The sequence below is a fragment of the Streptomyces sp. NPDC037389 genome, from assembly GCF_040636475.1.
Taxonomy (GTDB): Bacteria; Actinomycetota; Actinomycetes; order Streptomycetales; family Streptomycetaceae; genus Streptomyces; species Streptomyces hesseae.
Window position 1 is genome coordinate 489997 of sequence record NZ_JBEZUS010000004.1, and the last position, 15642, is coordinate 505638.

15 protein-coding genes and 1 tRNA gene are annotated in these 15642 nt (G+C 70.6%); 6 read left to right on the top strand and 10 right to left on the bottom strand.

Translation table 11 applies throughout. The features are described from left to right. Positions 1–22 precede the first annotated feature (22 nt). The 6 genes from AB0E98_RS11895 to AB0E98_RS11920 form a co-directional block, all read right to left on the bottom strand. The gene (locus AB0E98_RS11895; protein ID WP_361701404.1) at positions 23–1423 is read right to left on the bottom strand and encodes a DNA-binding protein; all 1401 of its coding nucleotides are present in this window, start codon (positions 1421–1423) and stop codon (positions 23–25) included. Positions 1424–1645: 222 nt separating this feature from the next. Then, positions 1646–1831, bottom strand: coding sequence for a hypothetical protein (locus AB0E98_RS11900; RefSeq protein ID WP_361701405.1), 186 nt, complete (start codon positions 1829–1831; stop codon positions 1646–1648). Further along, entirely contained in the window at positions 1828–2784 is a 957-nt protein-coding gene (locus AB0E98_RS11905; RefSeq protein WP_361701406.1) for a hypothetical protein, read from the bottom strand. The genes AB0E98_RS11900 and AB0E98_RS11905 overlap by 4 nt, the downstream gene beginning before the upstream one ends. Before the next feature lie 431 nt (positions 2785–3215). Beyond that, positions 3216–3289 (bottom strand) — tRNA-Pro (locus AB0E98_RS11910). Between the two features lie 46 nt (positions 3290–3335). Further along, positions 3336–4097, bottom strand: a complete 762-nt coding sequence (locus AB0E98_RS11915) for a Pr6Pr family membrane protein (RefSeq protein ID WP_361701408.1) — start codon at positions 4095–4097, stop codon at positions 3336–3338. A gap of 37 nt (positions 4098–4134) precedes the next feature. Then, positions 4135–5061 carry a metallophosphoesterase gene (locus AB0E98_RS11920; protein WP_361701409.1) on the bottom strand — a complete coding sequence of 309 codons (927 nt, stop codon included), beginning with the start codon at positions 5059–5061 and terminating at the stop codon, positions 4135–4137. Positions 5062–5286: 225 nt separating this feature from the next. Between AB0E98_RS11920 and AB0E98_RS11925 the strand changes: the two genes are divergently transcribed. Continuing rightward, positions 5287–5751: a GatB/YqeY domain-containing protein gene (locus tag AB0E98_RS11925; protein ID WP_361701411.1), complete on the top strand. Its 465-nt coding sequence runs from the start codon at positions 5287–5289 to the stop codon at positions 5749–5751. A gap of 136 nt (positions 5752–5887) precedes the next feature. Here the strand turns inward: AB0E98_RS11925 and AB0E98_RS11930 are convergent, their stop codons facing one another. Further along, positions 5888–8206, bottom strand: a complete 2319-nt coding sequence (locus AB0E98_RS11930; RefSeq protein ID WP_361701413.1) for a transglycosylase domain-containing protein — start codon at positions 8204–8206, stop codon at positions 5888–5890. 385 nt (positions 8207–8591) lie between these two features. Here AB0E98_RS11930 and AB0E98_RS11935 point away from each other — a divergent pair, with 385 nt between their 5' ends. Next, positions 8592–8927: a WhiB family transcriptional regulator gene (locus AB0E98_RS11935; RefSeq protein ID WP_189455966.1), complete on the top strand. Its 336-nt coding sequence runs from the start codon at positions 8592–8594 to the stop codon at positions 8925–8927. Between the two features lie 242 nt (positions 8928–9169). On the opposite strand, the gene AB0E98_RS11940 is transcribed toward AB0E98_RS11935, so the two are convergent. Beyond that, entirely contained in the window at positions 9170–10783 is a 1614-nt protein-coding gene (locus tag AB0E98_RS11940; protein WP_361701415.1) for an ArsA family ATPase, read from the bottom strand. Further along, entirely contained in the window at positions 10780–11802 is a 1023-nt protein-coding gene (locus AB0E98_RS11945) for an ArsA-related P-loop ATPase (RefSeq protein WP_361701416.1), read from the bottom strand. Before AB0E98_RS11945 ends, AB0E98_RS11940 begins: the two co-directional genes overlap by 4 nt. A 241-nt stretch (positions 11803–12043) precedes the next feature. Between AB0E98_RS11945 and AB0E98_RS11950 the strand changes: the two genes are divergently transcribed. The 4 genes from AB0E98_RS11950 (at position 12044) to AB0E98_RS11965 (ending at position 14569) form a co-directional block, all read left to right on the top strand. Continuing rightward, on the top strand, positions 12044–12205 hold the full coding sequence (locus AB0E98_RS11950; RefSeq protein WP_232031662.1) for a DUF4177 domain-containing protein: 162 nt from the start codon (positions 12044–12046) through the stop codon (positions 12203–12205). Next, positions 12202–12666: a RidA family protein gene (locus tag AB0E98_RS11955; RefSeq protein ID WP_311614243.1), complete on the top strand. Its 465-nt coding sequence runs from the start codon at positions 12202–12204 to the stop codon at positions 12664–12666. Before AB0E98_RS11950 ends, AB0E98_RS11955 begins: the two co-directional genes overlap by 4 nt. A 170-nt stretch (positions 12667–12836) precedes the next feature. After that, complete coding sequence (locus tag AB0E98_RS11960; protein ID WP_361701418.1) at positions 12837–13742, top strand: NUDIX hydrolase; 906 nt, start codon at positions 12837–12839, stop codon at positions 13740–13742. Next, positions 13739–14569, top strand: coding sequence for an MBL fold metallo-hydrolase (locus tag AB0E98_RS11965; RefSeq protein WP_361701420.1), 831 nt, complete (start codon positions 13739–13741; stop codon positions 14567–14569). Before AB0E98_RS11960 ends, AB0E98_RS11965 begins: the two co-directional genes overlap by 4 nt. 107 nt (positions 14570–14676) lie before the next feature. Here AB0E98_RS11965 and AB0E98_RS11970 read toward each other — a convergent pair whose 3' ends face one another. After that, entirely contained in the window at positions 14677–15351 is a 675-nt protein-coding gene (locus AB0E98_RS11970) for a Crp/Fnr family transcriptional regulator (RefSeq protein ID WP_004939715.1), read from the bottom strand. Positions 15352–15642 lie beyond the last annotated feature (291 nt).

Here is a 15642-nt window from a genome sequence, read left to right on the forward strand (position 1 = left end):
GCGTGCCGCGCCCGGCAGCACGTCAGTTGCGCAGGAGACGCCGGAGGTCATCCAGCGGCAGGCGTGCTTCCCGAGAGGCGGCGCCCGCCTCGAAGCGAATGCCCTCGGTGCCGAGGACATCTGCGGCAGTTTCTGTGCGCGCCGGGTCGGGCCACTGGAAGCCGGAGCTGACGGCCCCCGACGTGGTGAGCACCCGCCAGGCGTTGGGGCACTTGCCGCAGGTTGCCAGGTGAGTGCCGACCGGGACGGCATGGCTCTCGATCACAGTCGCCACGTCTCCGTAGGTCGTCCATCGCCCGGACGGGATGGCTTCCAGGAGAGCGTGCAGACTCGACCAGTCCTTGCGGGTACCGCTGAGCTGCTTGGCTAGGTCCGCGAGGTGGCTGCCGGCCAGCGCTGCCCACTCGTCGGGGTCGACGGTGTTCGGGACGGGTTTGGCATCGACGTCCCACCAAGTGGTGCCCTGTATCCCGTCGGCCTTGCGACCGGTCACGGTAGTGAAGATGTGGTTGGCCAGCCCGGTCGGCGTGTACGGCTTGCCGTCGGCTTCCCAGGTCAGTGGCTCGGCGGTGTTGTTGCTCCATGTGACGCTCGCGCGTCTGCCGTCCTCATCCACCCAGGCCCGGATGTCCTCGCGGATGGATTCCGGCGCGCCATGCCTCGGTACCAGCCGCAGCCGAGCTCCGTCCGGCAGCAGCCCGGCGTCGACGAGGACGTGCACCGCGTTGCGGGCGCGTGAGCGTTCCTCCAGCTTCTGGGCCGCGGCCTTGGCCTCTATCCGGGCCGGAGCGAGCGTGAACTCCTCGACCTCCGGGGTCGGATAGACCTTGGTGAATCCGGCGACGAGCTGTCCCTTGACCTTCCAGAGGCCGACCTCGATGAGGTCGATGTCGAGGTTCATCTCCGACAGCCACACGACGGTGTGGGTGACTTGCTTGGGGAAGCCGGCCGCGATGATCACCTGTCGGGGGCGCTGGAGCAGTTCCGGACTCCAGTCCCCGTCCACGTGGTTCAAGAGGCGCTGTCGGCACTCGTCGAGTTCGACGCTCTCGCCCCTGCCCTTCAGGAAGTCGCGGTGCGCCTGGGCCAGGGTGTCGAGGTCGAAGCGGGACACCAGGGCGGCGTAGGTGATCGCCTGGAGGTGTACGTCTCGGTCGGCCGTTCCCCGCTTCAGCTCGACCACCACGAGGCGACCCGTGGCATCCAGGCCCAGGACGTCCAGTCGGTCCCGCGCCGGTACGCCGTCCGTGTCGGCCCACCGGTCGAACTCGGCGGTGATGACCAGCACCGACTCTCCGAGGACCTGAGGGTGCGCGATCACCCACTCCTGGAGGTGCTGCCGTTCAAGGAGCCCCTCCGCTGCGAGCGCGGTCGGTGCGACGGGCGCGGCCGAGGCCCCTTCGACGGTGAAGAGATGATCCACGCTGTCCCCCTGCCCCAGTCCGTCAGCCAGGCGCTCCCGCGCCGACTGCCCCGAGCCTACGTGCGGGCCCCGCCCCGGGGCAGTTGCTTGCGGTAGATCACGAATGGACTCGGGAGCCGGTTCTGAACCCGGCTCCCGACGTGATCTTGTCGGTCGGCACCTGGCGGCCTCGTCGACTTGGCGCAACATCGTAGGAGCTGCCGTCTCCGCCAGCGGCGCGGGTCAGCCTCGGGTAGTGGCGGCGACTGCCAAGCCGACGATGGTGGTCATGAACGCCATCGCGGCGAAAGCGCCGGCGAGCGGGGCAGACCACGAAGGCCGATGCAACAGCAGGGCCAGCACGCCGGCACCGACGAGCAACGCCACCACCCCGAGCAACATGACCAAGAGCAGGGAGGGGAGCGTCATGAGGGCCCTCCCTGCCAGATGGCAGGGGTTTCCTCGACGCGGCGAGTATGCCGCTCCCCGAGGCGCTTGAGCTTGCGGCGGACTCGTTCCCCCAGGGCGATGGGCAGGTGTCCGGCGCATCCTGAAGGGTCCAACTCGATCACGTGGGCTGCCGCGTCGGCCCAGCTGGTGGTCTGCGGATTGGCCCAGGCCATGGCCACCGCGCGCTCGGTCGGCGTAAGTTCAGCGAGCACGACGACGAGGCGAGCGTCCTCGGGTAGAGCGCCGAAGAGCACCTCGTACGGGTCCGGGCCGTCTGCGACCAGATCGTAGATTGTCAGGCCGTCACCGAGGGCGAAGTCCAGGCTCCGCAGCCGCTCACCCCTGCACTTGCGCTCCCACAAAGGGGTCAGCTGCCGGTGTAGCAGCCGGGCCTCGGCCTCAAGCTGCTCCAGCGCGCCGGGGAGGATCCTCCCGTCGGTGTGGAGGGAGCCAACCCAGTCTCCCAGCAGCGCAGTAGAGACGGGCTCGTGCCAGCGGGCTCCGCGCCACAATCCCAGGACCTCGGTCATGAATGTCTCGACCTGGGCCTCGCGTCCAGCCACGGCGGCTTGCCGTGCGGCGACGGCCCGAGCCGTGCGGAACACTGGACTGGTAGGGGGGAGAGACAGGGGGCGACGGGGTGGAGCGGGCTCGGGAATCGGGGCTGGGGCACCGTTGAGCCGGACGAAGATATCCACCTTCGTCTCCAGGTTCTGGGCACTGATTGTTCCGTCGGGGGCGATCTCCACAAGGCTGTTGTCGACAGACTCCTCGTGCTGAAAGGCAAAGATCGGGGTGTCACCGTTCGGGCCGCGCTTCACCCCGATGTACCCCAGCAGGTGCCCCTCCAGAGGCGCCCCAACGAAGGGGTATGGCTCGGGGGCTTTGGTTCTGGACTCCTTCTGAACCTGACGCACGGTGTTAGCAGTCATCAAATGGCTCCTTCGCGGCTTGAGCTTTCACCTCTCGGTCCTGGCGCGAAGGCGTTCCGGCAATAGATGCGCCATCCCCTGGTGTGACGCTCGTCACTGTGCGTGATTCAATGTCGCGATATCGGCTTCGTGGCGAGCTGGCTCGTCAATCCGGTTCGAGGTCCGGCGAGGGTGCGAGCGGGTGCTCGGTACGCATGCGTCGCGTCCCGCCGACGACTTCAGCGCGTACCTGGCGGCGTGCTGTACCGGGGGTCGGGAGCGCGAGTTGGCGATCGTTGAGGGGCAGCCGTGCATGTGATCGGCGCTCGACCGGCTCCCCGTGGGAGCCGAATTCCGAGGTCGGCTCCCCGATGGCTCCCAAGACAGGCCCGTAAACGCAGGAAGGGCCTGATCCGCGATGCGGATCAGGCCCTTGACCTGGTCTTACGAAGTCGGGGTGGCGGGATTTGAACCCACGACCTCTTCGTCCCGAACGAAGCGCGCTGCCAAGCTGCGCTACACCCCGATGTGCGACCGTTTCCCGTTTTTCGCGGGCTCCGGAGCAACGAGGACTACTTTAGCCGACTGGAGCCCGTAGGTGAAATCCGGTTCCGGAGGGCGCGCTGGTGGGGGCGTACGCGGTCGAGGAGGACGAGGGTGAGGGCCAGGGCGTAGAAGGCCAGGCCGAAGACGACGGCGTTCTGGGCGATGCCCGCGTAGCCGTGGAGATCGACGTCCAGGAAGGGGTACGGGTAGCGGCCTTCGGTGCCCGGGTCGAGGAGGGCGCCGCGGATCAGGGCGAAGGGGAGGTAGAGGAGGGGGTAGAGCAGCCACTGGCCGGCGTGGCGGAGGAGGAAGGCGCCGGGGGCGGTGAGGACGAGCCAGTCGAGGGCGGCCGCGAGGGGGGTCACGGTGTGGAGGAGATGGTTGGCGATCGATTCCAGGGGCGTGCGCTGGCTGGTCATGGCGAAGCCGCTGGAGTCGTTCGACAGCACGAAGTGGAAGACGAGACCCGTGATGGATATGTAGAGCAGCGCGCCGCCCGTGATCCGCGGGGAGAGGGCCGGGCGTCCGGTCCAGGCGCGGTGGGCGGACCAGGCGCAGGCGATCGCCAGCAGGATGTTGGACTGGATCGTGAAGTAGCTGAAGAGCCGGCCCAGGTCGCCGGAGTCGATCGTGTCCAGGGCGATGCCGGTGAGGGCCGCCAGCGCGATGAGCGCGCGGAACGCCGCCGCGACGGGGCGGCGGCCCGCCGGGGCCGCCGCGGACGCCGGGACGGCCTCCGTATCGGTCAGGCCGGTCCGCGCGGTGGTGGGGGATGTCGGGTCGGTCATCCCCCCACCGTACGTGTGGGCCCGGAATGTCCTCCGGTCAGTCGCGGGGGGCGAGGGTGAGCAGCGTGGCCTCGGGCGGGCAGGCGAAGCGGACCGGGGTGTAGCGGTTGGTGCCGCAGCCGGCGGAGACGTGGAGGTACGACTGGTGGCCGCCCGCGCGGTGGGTGGACAGGCCCTTCACCCGCTCGGGGTCGATGTCGCAGTTGGTGACCAGCGCGCCGTAGAAGGGGATGCACAGCTGGCCGCCGTGGGTGTGCCCGGCGAGGATCAGCGGGTAGCGGTCGGCCGTGAAGGCGTCCAGGACGCGCAGGTAGGGGGCGTGGACGACGCCCATGGAGAAGTCGGCGCCCTCCTCCGGGCCGCCGGCCACCCGGTCGTAGCGGTCGCGCTTGATGTGCGGGTCGTCGAGGCCGGTGAGGGCGATCTCCATCCCGTCGATCTTGAGGGAGCCCCGGGTGTTGGTGAGGTTGAGCCAGCCCGCCGCGTCGAAGGCGTCGCGCAGCTCCTCCCAGGGGTTGTGGATCGCGCCGACGATCGGGGCGTTGCCGTTGAGGCCGTGCCGCCCGGTGGTCCGCTCCATGAGGTAGCGGGCGGGGTTGCGCAGCTTCGGGCCGTAGTAGTCGTTGGAGCCGAAGACGTACGCGCCGGGGAAGCTCATCAGCGGGCCGAGCGCGTCGAGGGTCTCGGGCACGCCCTGCGGGTCGGAGAGGTTGTCCCCGGTGTTGATCACGAAGTCGGGGCGCAGCCCGGCGAGCGACTGGAGCCAGCGCTGCTTCTTGCGCTGGCCGCCGACCATGTGGATGTCGGACACCTGGAGCACCCGCAGCGGCCGCATGCCCTGCGGCAGGACGGGGACGGTGACCCGTCGCAGCCGGAAGGAACGGACTTCGAAGCCGGCGGCGTAGGCGAGGCCCGCCGCGCCGATCGCCGTGATTCCCAGGGGTACTCCGTATCGCGCACGCATGTCGTCCATCGTCGCAGACGGCCGGGGGTGTGGCTGCCACGGTCCCGGGCGGGCAAGGGAGTTCATAGGGGAGTCCATGAGGGATCCCAAAGGGCGTCCAATGGGAATCCAATGGGAGTTGACGTCGCGCAGGCGGTCGGTCCGGTGGTGGCGTGTCGTCCGGGCCGGAGGCCGTCCGGCGGTTAATACGGGGCGCGTGAGCGGGTGGGATGCGAAGATTGCGGCATGACCACGCTGAAGTCCAAGCTCCACGACGACCTCACGGCCGCCATCAAGGCGCGCGACGAGCTGATCGCGTCCACCCTCCGTCTCACCCTGTCCGCCGTCGCCTACGAGGAGACCGCGGGCAAGGAGGCCCGTGAGCTTTCCGACGACGAGGTGCTGAAGGTCATCGTGCGCGAGGCGAAGAAGCGCCGCGAGGCCGCCGAGGCCTTCGACAAGGGCGGCCGGGCCGAATCCGCCGAGCGTGAGCGCGCCGAGGGCGAGGTGCTCGCCGGCTACCTGCCGCAGCAGTTGTCGGACGAGGAGCTCACCGCGATCGTCGCGGACGCCGTGGCCCAGGCGAAGGCGGCCGGTGCCGAGGGGCCGAAGGCCATGGGCGCCGTGATGAAGATCGTGAAGCCGAAGGTCGGGGACCGCGCCGAGGGCGGCCGCGTGGCCGCCGCGGTGAAGAGCCTGCTCGCCGGCTGATCCGGGCCGCGTACACGTCACGCGGACCCGAGTACACGTCACGCGGACCCGCGTAAGCATCACGCGGACCCGCGTACGTACAAGGGGGCGCCCCGACCGTCACGGTCGGGGCGCCCCCTTGCCGCTGTCTGCCTCTTTACCGCTGCTGCTGCTCGTTCCCCGGGCCGCCGATCACGCCCTGGATCACCCCGGCGGGTGCCGTCGGCGTGTCCGGCTTGCCGTCGCCGGTGGTGTCCCCGGGCTGACCGCCAGGCTGGGCACCCGGCTGGGTGCCGGGCTTGGCGCCCGTACCCGGCTTTCCGCCGCCGGGCTTGCCGCCCGTGCCCGGCTTGCGGCCGCCGCGGCCGTTGCCGCGCTTGTCGTCACCGCCGGAACCGTCGCCGGAGCTCTTGTCGGTGCCCGGCATCGGGACGGTGCCGAAGGTGGGAGCGTCCTTGCCCTCGAGCGCGCCGGTCATGGCGTCGCGCCAGATGGGGCCGGGGGTGTCGGCGCCGTAGACCTTGTCGTGGTAGACGCCGCCGATGGTGATGTTCTCCATGTCGACGCCCTTGGCGCCGGGGCCGCCGACCCATACGGCGCCGGCCATGTTCGGGGTGTAGCCGACGAACCAGGCCGCCTGGCGCCCGTCCGTCGTACCCGTCTTGCCCGCGCTGTCCCGGCCGCTGAGGCCGGCCTCCTTGCCGGTGCCGTCCTCGACCACTCCCTGGAGCAGGGTGTTGACGGTGTCGGCGGTCTGCTCGGACATCGCCCGCGAGCACTTCGTCTTGGGAACCCGCAGGTTCTTGCCGTCGGGGCCGGTGGCCGACTCGACGATGACGGGGGTGCAGTACGTGCCGTGGTTGGCGAAGGTCGCGTAGGCGGAGGCCATGGTGAGGGGGGAGAGGCCCTCGGTGCCGAGCGCGATCGACGGCACCTGATCGAACTTGCCGCCGCCGGCGGGCTTGATGCCCAGCTTGTCCGCCATCTTGATCACCGGGCAGACGCCGGTGTCCTCGATCATCTGGATGAAGTAGGTGTTGACCGACTTCGCGGTCGCCTCCTTCATCCCGTACGGGCCGACCTCGCTGCGGTTCTCGTTCTGGACCATGTCGCCGCCGCTGTTCTTCCACGGCTTGCCGCACGTCTCCACCTCGTCCGGATACGGCATCCGGAACGGCGAGGAGTACGCCTTGTACGGCGACACGCCCTGCTCGAGCGCGGCCGCCGCGAGGATCGGCTTGAACGTCGAGCCGACCTGGAAGCCGTAGTTCGAGCCGCCCATGGCCTTGTCGGCGGAGAGGTTGATCTGCGTCTGGTGGTCGCCGAAGCCGTACGGGCGCGACTGGCCCATGCCGAGGATCTTGCCCGTGCCGGGCTGGACGATCGATACGGCGGTGGCCACCGAGTCGCTCTGGTAGACGTGATCGGTGATCGACTTCTGCACGGACTTCTGCGTCTGCGGGTCGAGGGTGGTGCGGATGACCAGGCCGCCCTCGTTCCAGCGCTTGGCCCGCGCCTCCTTCGTCTTGCCGAAGACCGGGTCGTTGAGGAAGGTCTCGCGGACGTAGTCGCAGAAGAAGCCCGCGCCGTTGACGGCGGTGATGCAGCCGCTCTTGGGGCGGCTGACCTTCAGTTCGAGCGGCTTGGCCTGTTCGGCGGCAGCCTGCGCCGGGGTGATGTGCTTCAGCTCGACCATGCGCTGGAGCACGGTGTTCCGCCGCTTGGTCGCCTCCTTGGGGGCGTTGACCGGGTCGTAGCGGCTCGGCGACTGGACGAGGCCGGCCAGCATCGCGGACTCGCCCAGGGTGAGGTCCTTGGCGTGCTTGCTGAAGTAGCGCTGGGAGGCGGCCTCGACCCCGTAGGCCTGCTGCCCGAAGAAAGTGATGTTCAGATAGTTGTTGAGGATGCGGTCCTTGCCGAGTTCCTTCTCGACCTGGATGGCGAACTTCAGCTCCTTGACCTTGCGGCCGATCGTCTGCTGGGTGGCCACGGCGACCTTGTCGGGGTCGTCGCCCGCTTCCTCGATGAAGACGTTCTTGACGTACTGCTGGGTGAGGGTCGAGGCACCCTCGGAGACGCCGCCGGACTGGGCGTTCTTGTTGGCCGCTCGGAGCACGCCCTTGAGGTCGATCGCGCCGTGCTGGTAGTAGCGCGCGTCCTCGATGTCGACGAGCGCCTGGCGCATGTAGGGCGAGATGTCGTTCAGCGGCACCACGGTGCGGTCGCGGGAGTAGACCTTCGCTATCTCGCTGCCCTCGGCGTCGAGGATGGTGGTGCGCTGGCTGAGGGGCGGTGTCTTGAGGTTGGCGGGGATCTCGTCGAACCCCTCGACCGTGCCCTTGGCCACCAGGCCGAAAGCGCCGATGCCCGGTAGGGCCAGACCTGCCAGCACGACTCCCGAAAGCACGCTGACACTGAGGAACTTCGCGGCCTGTCGGGCCCTGGAGGGGCCCTCGTCCGAGCGCTGCATAGCCATAGGGGGAAGCCTACGTTCTCATTCGGCGGACAGACGCAGGTGTGTTCGCCTACGCTGTTTCACGCCAGTCACGGCGATGCTCCCCCGCATCACCTGCACTCTCACTCTTGTGAGTGATGAGAGGCGTCCATATTGCCACCCATGCCCCTTATTGTCCGTTGAGGGGTGGGTGGATCACCCCTCTATGGAGGGAATGGTCCGTGATGTCGTCGGCTCACTCCGTTGGGTGATCTGCCGCATACGCATAGTCCGTTCGGGCCATTCAAGATTGGGCCCGAAGGGGGTGTTGCCCCCTGTCCGCCTTCCGTAACGTCCTCAACTGGCAACGGTGAATATGCCGCTGCCGCCGTGGGGGAGCCTCGATTCGGGAGAGGACGGCGCCAGCATGGGCTGGGTAACCGACTGGAGTGCGCAGGCCGCCTGCCGCACGACCGATCCGGATGAACTATTCGTTCAGGGCGCAGCGCAGAACAGGGCGAAGGCGGTATGCACCGGCTGCCCGGTGCGCACCGAGTGCCTGGCCGACGCGCTGGACAACCGCGTCGAGTTCGGCGTCTGGGGAGGCATGACCGAGCGCGAGCGGCGGGCCCTGCTGCGGCGCCGCCCCACGGTCACGTCGTGGCGCAGGCTCCTGGAGACCGCTCGCACGGAGTACGAGCGGGGCGCCGGCATCCTGCCGCTGGGCGAGCCGGAGTACGACGAGTACGCGGCCGTCGGCTAGCGGGCGGACGCACCGCCGCAGGCCGGTAGCCGGTGGGCCGACGGGGTCGGCAGCCCACGGGTCGGCCAGGACGTCCGGCGGGTGCCCCCACGCCCACCAGGCGCGGAGCGGGTATGCCGCGGAGCGGTGGTGGCGTACGACGGTGGCGGTACGAGGCCCGGGTGGGCGCGACCGCCCGTGTGCTCGGCGCGGTACGCCCTTCGCCGCGCCCCCGCGCCGCACTGCCTCAGCGTGATACGGCCTCAGCGCGATACGGACACGCCCTCTCCGGCGCTCTCGGCACCTTCCACGGCACCGGAATCCTCCGCGCCGCCGTCTGTCTGATCGCCCGTCTGGTTCGCGAGGCGGTCGCCGATCGCCCGTAGCCCCGCCAGGTCGTGCACATCGCCGGGCAGCGCGGCGACCTTCGCTACCGGGACCTCCGGGTGCAGCGCGGTGAAGCGGTCACGCGTACGCCGCTCGCGCGCGAGCACCTGCATGCGCTCGGCGTGCAGCCGCAGCAGCCCGGCGGCGATCCGCGCCGGGGACGCCGCGGCCGACGCCACGGCCGAGGTCGAGGACATGGCGGAACCCGTAACGGAATCTGTAACGGAATCCGAATCCGTGGAGGAAGCCGTGGCCGCGTCGGCATCCGCGGCGGGGTCGGCTTCCCCAGCGGGTCGCGCCACCGACGCGGAGGTCACCGGCGCTGAGGCCACCGAGGCGGTCGCTCCTGCGGACGCGGCGGGCTGGGGGAAGCCGCTCTCGGGAGAGGACGTGTCCGTGGGAGTGAGGGTGCCAGGGTCGCCGGCGGTACGTGAGCCAGCCTGCCCGCTGCCACGATCCACAATGCCGTCGCCGTCAAGATTTTCTGCGTATTCCGGAGCCCCTCCCGAGGGCCCTCCCGCCGGGTCGCCGGCGGCGTCCGCCGTTCCGTTCGCGAGCGCCTCCGCCGCGGCGAGGGCGCGCTCCGCCGAGAGCCCCGCCGCACCGCTGCCGTGCACCCGGTTGAGCACCAGCCCGGCCAGCGGCATCCGCTCCGCCGCCAGCCGCTCGACGAAGTAGGCGGCTTCCCGCAGCGCGTCCCGCTCGGGCGCGGCGACGACCAGGAAGGCCGTACCCGGAGCTTGCAGCAGCCGGTAGGTGGCATCGGCACGGGTACGGAATCCGCCGAACATGGTGTCCATCGCGGCGACGAAGGTCTGTACGTCCCGCAGGAGTTGGGCGCCCATCAGTTTGTTCAGGGGGCCGCTCATCACCGACATGCCCACGCCCAGGAACTTCATCCCGGCCCGGCCGCCGAGCTTCGCCGGCGCCATCAGCACCTTGATGAACTTGCCGTCCAGGAACGAGCCCAGCCGGCCCGGCGCGTCCAGGAAGTCCAGCGCCGAACGGCTCGGCGGGGTGTCGACGACGATGAGGTCCCACTCGTCCCGGGCGCGGAGCTGGCCGAGCTTCTCCATGGCCATGTACTCCTGCGTGCCCGCGAAACCGGCCGACAGGGACTGGTAGAAGGGGTTCTCCAGGATCGCCCGCGCGCGGTCCTCGTCGGCGTGCGCCTCGACTATCTCGTCGAAGGTCCGCTTCATGTCGAGCATCATGGCGTGCAGTTCACCGCCGGCGGAGCCGTCGACCCCGGCCACCCGGCGGGGGATGTTGTCGAGCTCGTCGATCCCCATCGACTGCGCCAGCCGGCGGGCCGGGTCGATGGTGAGGACGACGACCCTCCGGCCGCGCTCGGCCGCGCGCAGGCCCAGGGCCGCCGCGGTCGTGGTCTTGCCGACGCCGCCGGAGCCGCAGCACACCACGATGCGGGTGCGCGGGTCGTCCAGGATCGGGTCTATGCCGAGCGGCTCCGCCGCCGGTTCCACGCTCACCCGCTCACTCCCTGTCGCTCGCTCGCCTCTCCCCGCGCGAACTGCTTCCTCAGCTCGCGCGCCATGCGGTACAGCCCCGCCAGGTCCACCCCGTCGCCTAGCAGCTCGAGTTCGTACGTGGGCAGGCCCAGCCGCGCCACGTCCGCACGCCCCCGGTGCTCGAGGGCCAGCCGCTCGGTGTGCTCGCGCGCCTGCCGCAACAGCGGGTCGACGAGCGGTTCGGCGAGCCCCGCGCGCCGTGCGCCACCGGAGCCCGTGCGCCCCAAGGCGTACGCGAGGGCGCGCGCGACCTCCGGGCGCCTGCCGTTGGCGGCGGCCTCCACGGCCGCCTCGTCGAGGATCTCGGGCCGCACCATGTTGATCACCACGCCGCCGACCGGCAGCCCCGCCGCCCGCAGTTCCGCGATGCCGTCCGAGGTCTCCTGGACCGGCATCTCCTCCAGCAGCGTCACGAAGTGCACCGCCGTCTCCGGCGACTTGAGGACGCGCATCACGGCCTGCGCCTGATTGTGGATCGGCCCGATCCGGGCCAGCCCGGCGACCTCGTCGTTGACGTTCAGGAAGCGCGTGACCCGTCCGGTGGGTGGCGCGTCCATGACCACGTAGTCGTAGACGAAGCGGCCCGTGCGGTTCTTCCGGCGCACCGCCTCGCACGCCTTGCCGGTGAGCAGGACGTCCCGCAGGCCCGGCGCGATGGTCGTCGCGAAGTCGATCGCGCCGATCTTCTTCAGTGCCCGGCCGGCGCTGCCGAGCTTGTAGAACATCTGGAGGTAGTCCAGGAGCGCCCGTTCGGCGTCGATGGCGAGCGCGTACACCTCGCCCCCGCCCGGTGCGACGGCGATCTTCCGTTCCTCGTAGGGCAGCGCCTCCGCCTCGAAGAGCTGCGCGATGCCCTGTCTGCCTTCGACCTCTACCAGCAGCGCCCGCTTCCCCTCGGCCGCGAGGGCGAGTGCGAGGGCCGCGGCCACCGTGGTCTTACCGGTACCGCCCTTGCCGCTGACGACATGGAGCCTGCTCATGATGCGGAGCCTAATTCGTTGGTAACGGGCGGGTGGAGCCAGGTGGGCAACATCCGGTCGTTCGAGTGGTGAGGGCCGTCACGCCTTTGTGGAGCGGGGCTCGCGAAGCCTCTGGCTAGACCGTGCGGACGGTCCTCACGCTCGGGGTGGTGGCGGTCGCGTGGGCGCCGGGCGGATGCCTAGCCAGTCGCCGCGCGGGCTACGCACGAGGCCGTCGGTATCAGGCATTACAGTCGGGCCCATGACCAAGAAGTGGGAATACGCCACCGTGCCGCTGCTCGTGCACGCGACCAAGCAGATTCTGGACACCTGGGGCGAGGACGGCTGGGAGCTGGTCCAGGTCGTGCCGGGGCCGAACAACCCCGAGCAGCTCGTGGCCTACCTCAAGCGGGAGAAGGCGTGAGCACGGTCGAGGCCCGGATCGCCGAGCTCGGGCTGACCCTGCCCGACGTCGTGCCGCCGCTGGCCACGTACCAGCCGGCCGTGCGCAGCGGCTCCTACGTCCACACCGCCGGCCAGCTGCCGATGGTCGACGGGGCCATCCCCGTGACCGGCAAGGTCGGTGCCGAGGTCAGCCCCGAGCAGGCCAAGGAGCTGGCGGCGCGCTGCGCGCTCAACGGCCTGGCCGCCGTGAAGTCGGTCATCGGCGACCTGGACAAGGTCGTCCGCGTGGTCAAGGTGGTCGGCTTCGTGGCCTCCGCGCCGGACTTCACCGGCCAGCCGGGCGTCCTCAACGGCGCCAGCGAGCTGCTGGGCGAGATCCTGGGCGAGAAGGGCGTGCACGCCCGCTCGGCCGTGGGCGTGGCGGTGCTGCCGCTGGACGCCCCCGTCGAGGTCGAGTTCCTCGTCGAGGTCCGGGACTGATCGTCCGGGCTGATCGTCCGGAACTGATCGTCCAGGCTGATTGTTCGGGCTGATTGTCTGGGACTGATCGTCCAGGACTGATTCCGGACGCCGGACGGGCACGGGTGCGGGCGGTCGCGCCCGTCCCGGCCCCTCTCGAACATCCGGGCGTGAGCGCATAGCATCCGGCCATGTCGACTTCGAACGGCCAGTGGTACCCGCCGGAGTGGCCGGACCGGATCAGAGCGCTCACCCGGGGCGAGCTCCGGCCCGTGGCACCACGCCGTGCCGCCACCGTCCTGTTGCTGCGCGCCCGGGAGGGCGGGCTCGCCGTTCACATGCTGCGCCGACGCGCCTCCATGGCTTTCGCCGGAGGCGCGTACGCGTATCCGGGGGGCTCCGTCGACCCGCGTGACGAGCGCGACGTGCCCTGGGCCGGTCCGGTCCCCGAGGAGTGGGCCAGGCGGCTGGGGACCGACGCCGTCGTGGCACAGGCCATCGTCTGCGCCGCCGTCCGGGAGACCTTCGAGGAGGCGGGCGTGCTGCTGGCCGGCCCCGCCCCGGACACGGTCGTCGCGGACACCACGGGGGAGGACTGGGAGGCCGACCGGGCGGCGTTGGTCAGCCGTGAACTGTCGTTCGCCGAGCTCCTCGAACGACGCGGCCTGGTCCTGCGCAGTGATCTGCTCGGGGCGTGGGCGCGCTGGATCACCCCGGAGTTCGAGCCGCGCCGCTACGACACGTGGTTCTTCGTCGCCGCGCTCCCCGAGGGGCAGCGCACCCGCAACGCCTCCACGGAGGCCGACCGCGTCGTCTGGACCGCCCCCGCCGAGGCGGCGGCCGGCTACGACCGGGGCGAGCTGATGATGATGCCGCCGACCATCTCCACGCTGCGTTCGCTGGGCCCCTATGGCACCGTCGACGAGGTGCTGGCGGCCTCGGGTGACCGGGATCTCACGCCCGTACTGGCGCGGGCGCGGCTCGTCGGGGAAGAGATCGTGCTGAGCTGGCCGGGCCACGACGAGTTCACCAAACACGTCGCCGCCAAACATGACAGCGAGCACATCGTCCCTGGACCCTCGGGAGCCGACGCATGACGCACACGACCGATCTGCCCGGACGGCCGCGCCCCGGCGCCATCGGCGGCCCCGCGACCGCCCGGGCGACCTGTGTGCTCGCGCCCAACCCGTCCGCGATGACGCTGGACGGCACCAACACATGGATCCTGGCCGAGCCCGGTTCGGACCTGGCCGTCGTGGTCGACCCGGGTCCGGCGGACGAGGCCCATCTGCGGAGGGTCATCGACACGGCCGGGGCGGCGGGGCTGCGCGTCGCCCTGACGCTGCTGACGCACGGCCACGCCGACCACTCCGGCGGCGCGGCCCGGTTCGCGGAGCTGACGGGCACCAAGGTGCGGGCCCTGGACCCGGCGCTACGGCTGGGCGGCGAGGGGCTCGGAGTGGGCGACGTCATCACGACGGGCGGGCTGGAGCTGCACGTGATCTCCACGCCCGGCCACACGGCCGACTCCCTCTGCTTCCATCTGCCGGCGGACGACGCCGTCCTCACGGGTGACACGGTGCTGGGCCGGGGCACGACGATCGTGGCGCACCCGGACGGCCGGCTCGGCGACTACCTCGACTCGCTGCGGCGGCTGCGCGCGCTCGCGGTCGACGAGGGCGTGCGGACGGCGCTGCCGGGGCACGGCCCGGTCCTGGACGACGCCCAGGGCGTCGTCGAGTACTACCTCGCGCACCGGGCCAAGCGGCTGGCCCAGGTGGAGACGGCCGTCGAGAACGGCCACCGCACGGCGGGGGAGGTCGTCGCGGCCGTCTACGCGGACGTCGACCGCGCGCTGTGGCCGGCGGCCGAGCTCTCGGTGCGGGCGCAGCTGGACTACCTGGACGAGCACGGGCTGATCTGACGCGCCCGTACGCGCCCGGAAACGGCAGGGCGGGGTTTCCCCAAGGTGTGTCACCCCGGGGAAACCCCGCCTGTTCGTCTTGGAACCGCTGCCGTCCTATGACCGCGTCAGCGCGACCGCTTGGCGAGGCGCTCCACGTCCAGCAGGATCACGGCGCGGGCCTCCAGGCGGAGCCAGCCGCGGCCGGCGAAGTCCGCGAGGGCCTTGTTGACGGTCTCACGGGAGGCGCCGACCAGCTGGGCGAGCTCCTCCTGGGTGAGGTCGTGCACGACGTGGATGCCCTCTTCGGACTGGACGCCGAAGCGGCGCGACAGGTCGAGCAGAGCCTTGGCGACACGGCCGGGCACGTCGGAGAAGACGAGGTCCGACATCGAGTCGTTGGTGCGGCGCAGCCGGCGGGCGACGGCGCGCAGCAGGGCGGTGGCCACCTCGGGCCGGGCGTTGAGCCAGGGCTGGAGGTCGCCGTGGCCGAGGCCGAGCAGCTTGACCTCGGTGAGCGCGGTCGCGGTGGCGGTGCGCGGGCCCGGGTCGAAGAGGGACAGCTCACCGATCAGCTCGCCGGGGCCGAGGACCGCCAGCATGTTCTCGCGGCCGTCGGGCGAGGTGCGGTGGAGCTTCACCTTGCCCTCGGTCACCACGTAGAGGCGGTCGCCGGGGTCCCCTTCGTGGAACAGGGCGTCGCCCCTCGCGAGGGTGACCTCGCCCATGGAGGCGCGCAGCTCAGCGGCCTGCTCGTCATCGAGCGCCGCGAAGAGCGGGGCGCGCCGCAGAACGTCGTCCACGAGTTCTCTCCTTGTCGACATGCACAGAGGACCGTGGTCCCCATGATGCCCGTCGGTAAAACTGTGTGATCAAACACAAGTGTGGCGCATCGTCGCCCGGAGCCCTACGGCAGGGGTCCGATTGGGCTGTGGTTTTCCTGCGGTCGGGGCGGATGTCAGTGCTGGGCTTTAGTCTGGCCGGGTGTCCAATACGCCGGTGAGAGCACAGGGCAAGGGGGCCGGAAGGGTGAGCGCGGCCCGTGATTCCGCTGTGGGCGAACGCCCCGCCGCGAAGAAGACGAAATCAGAAAA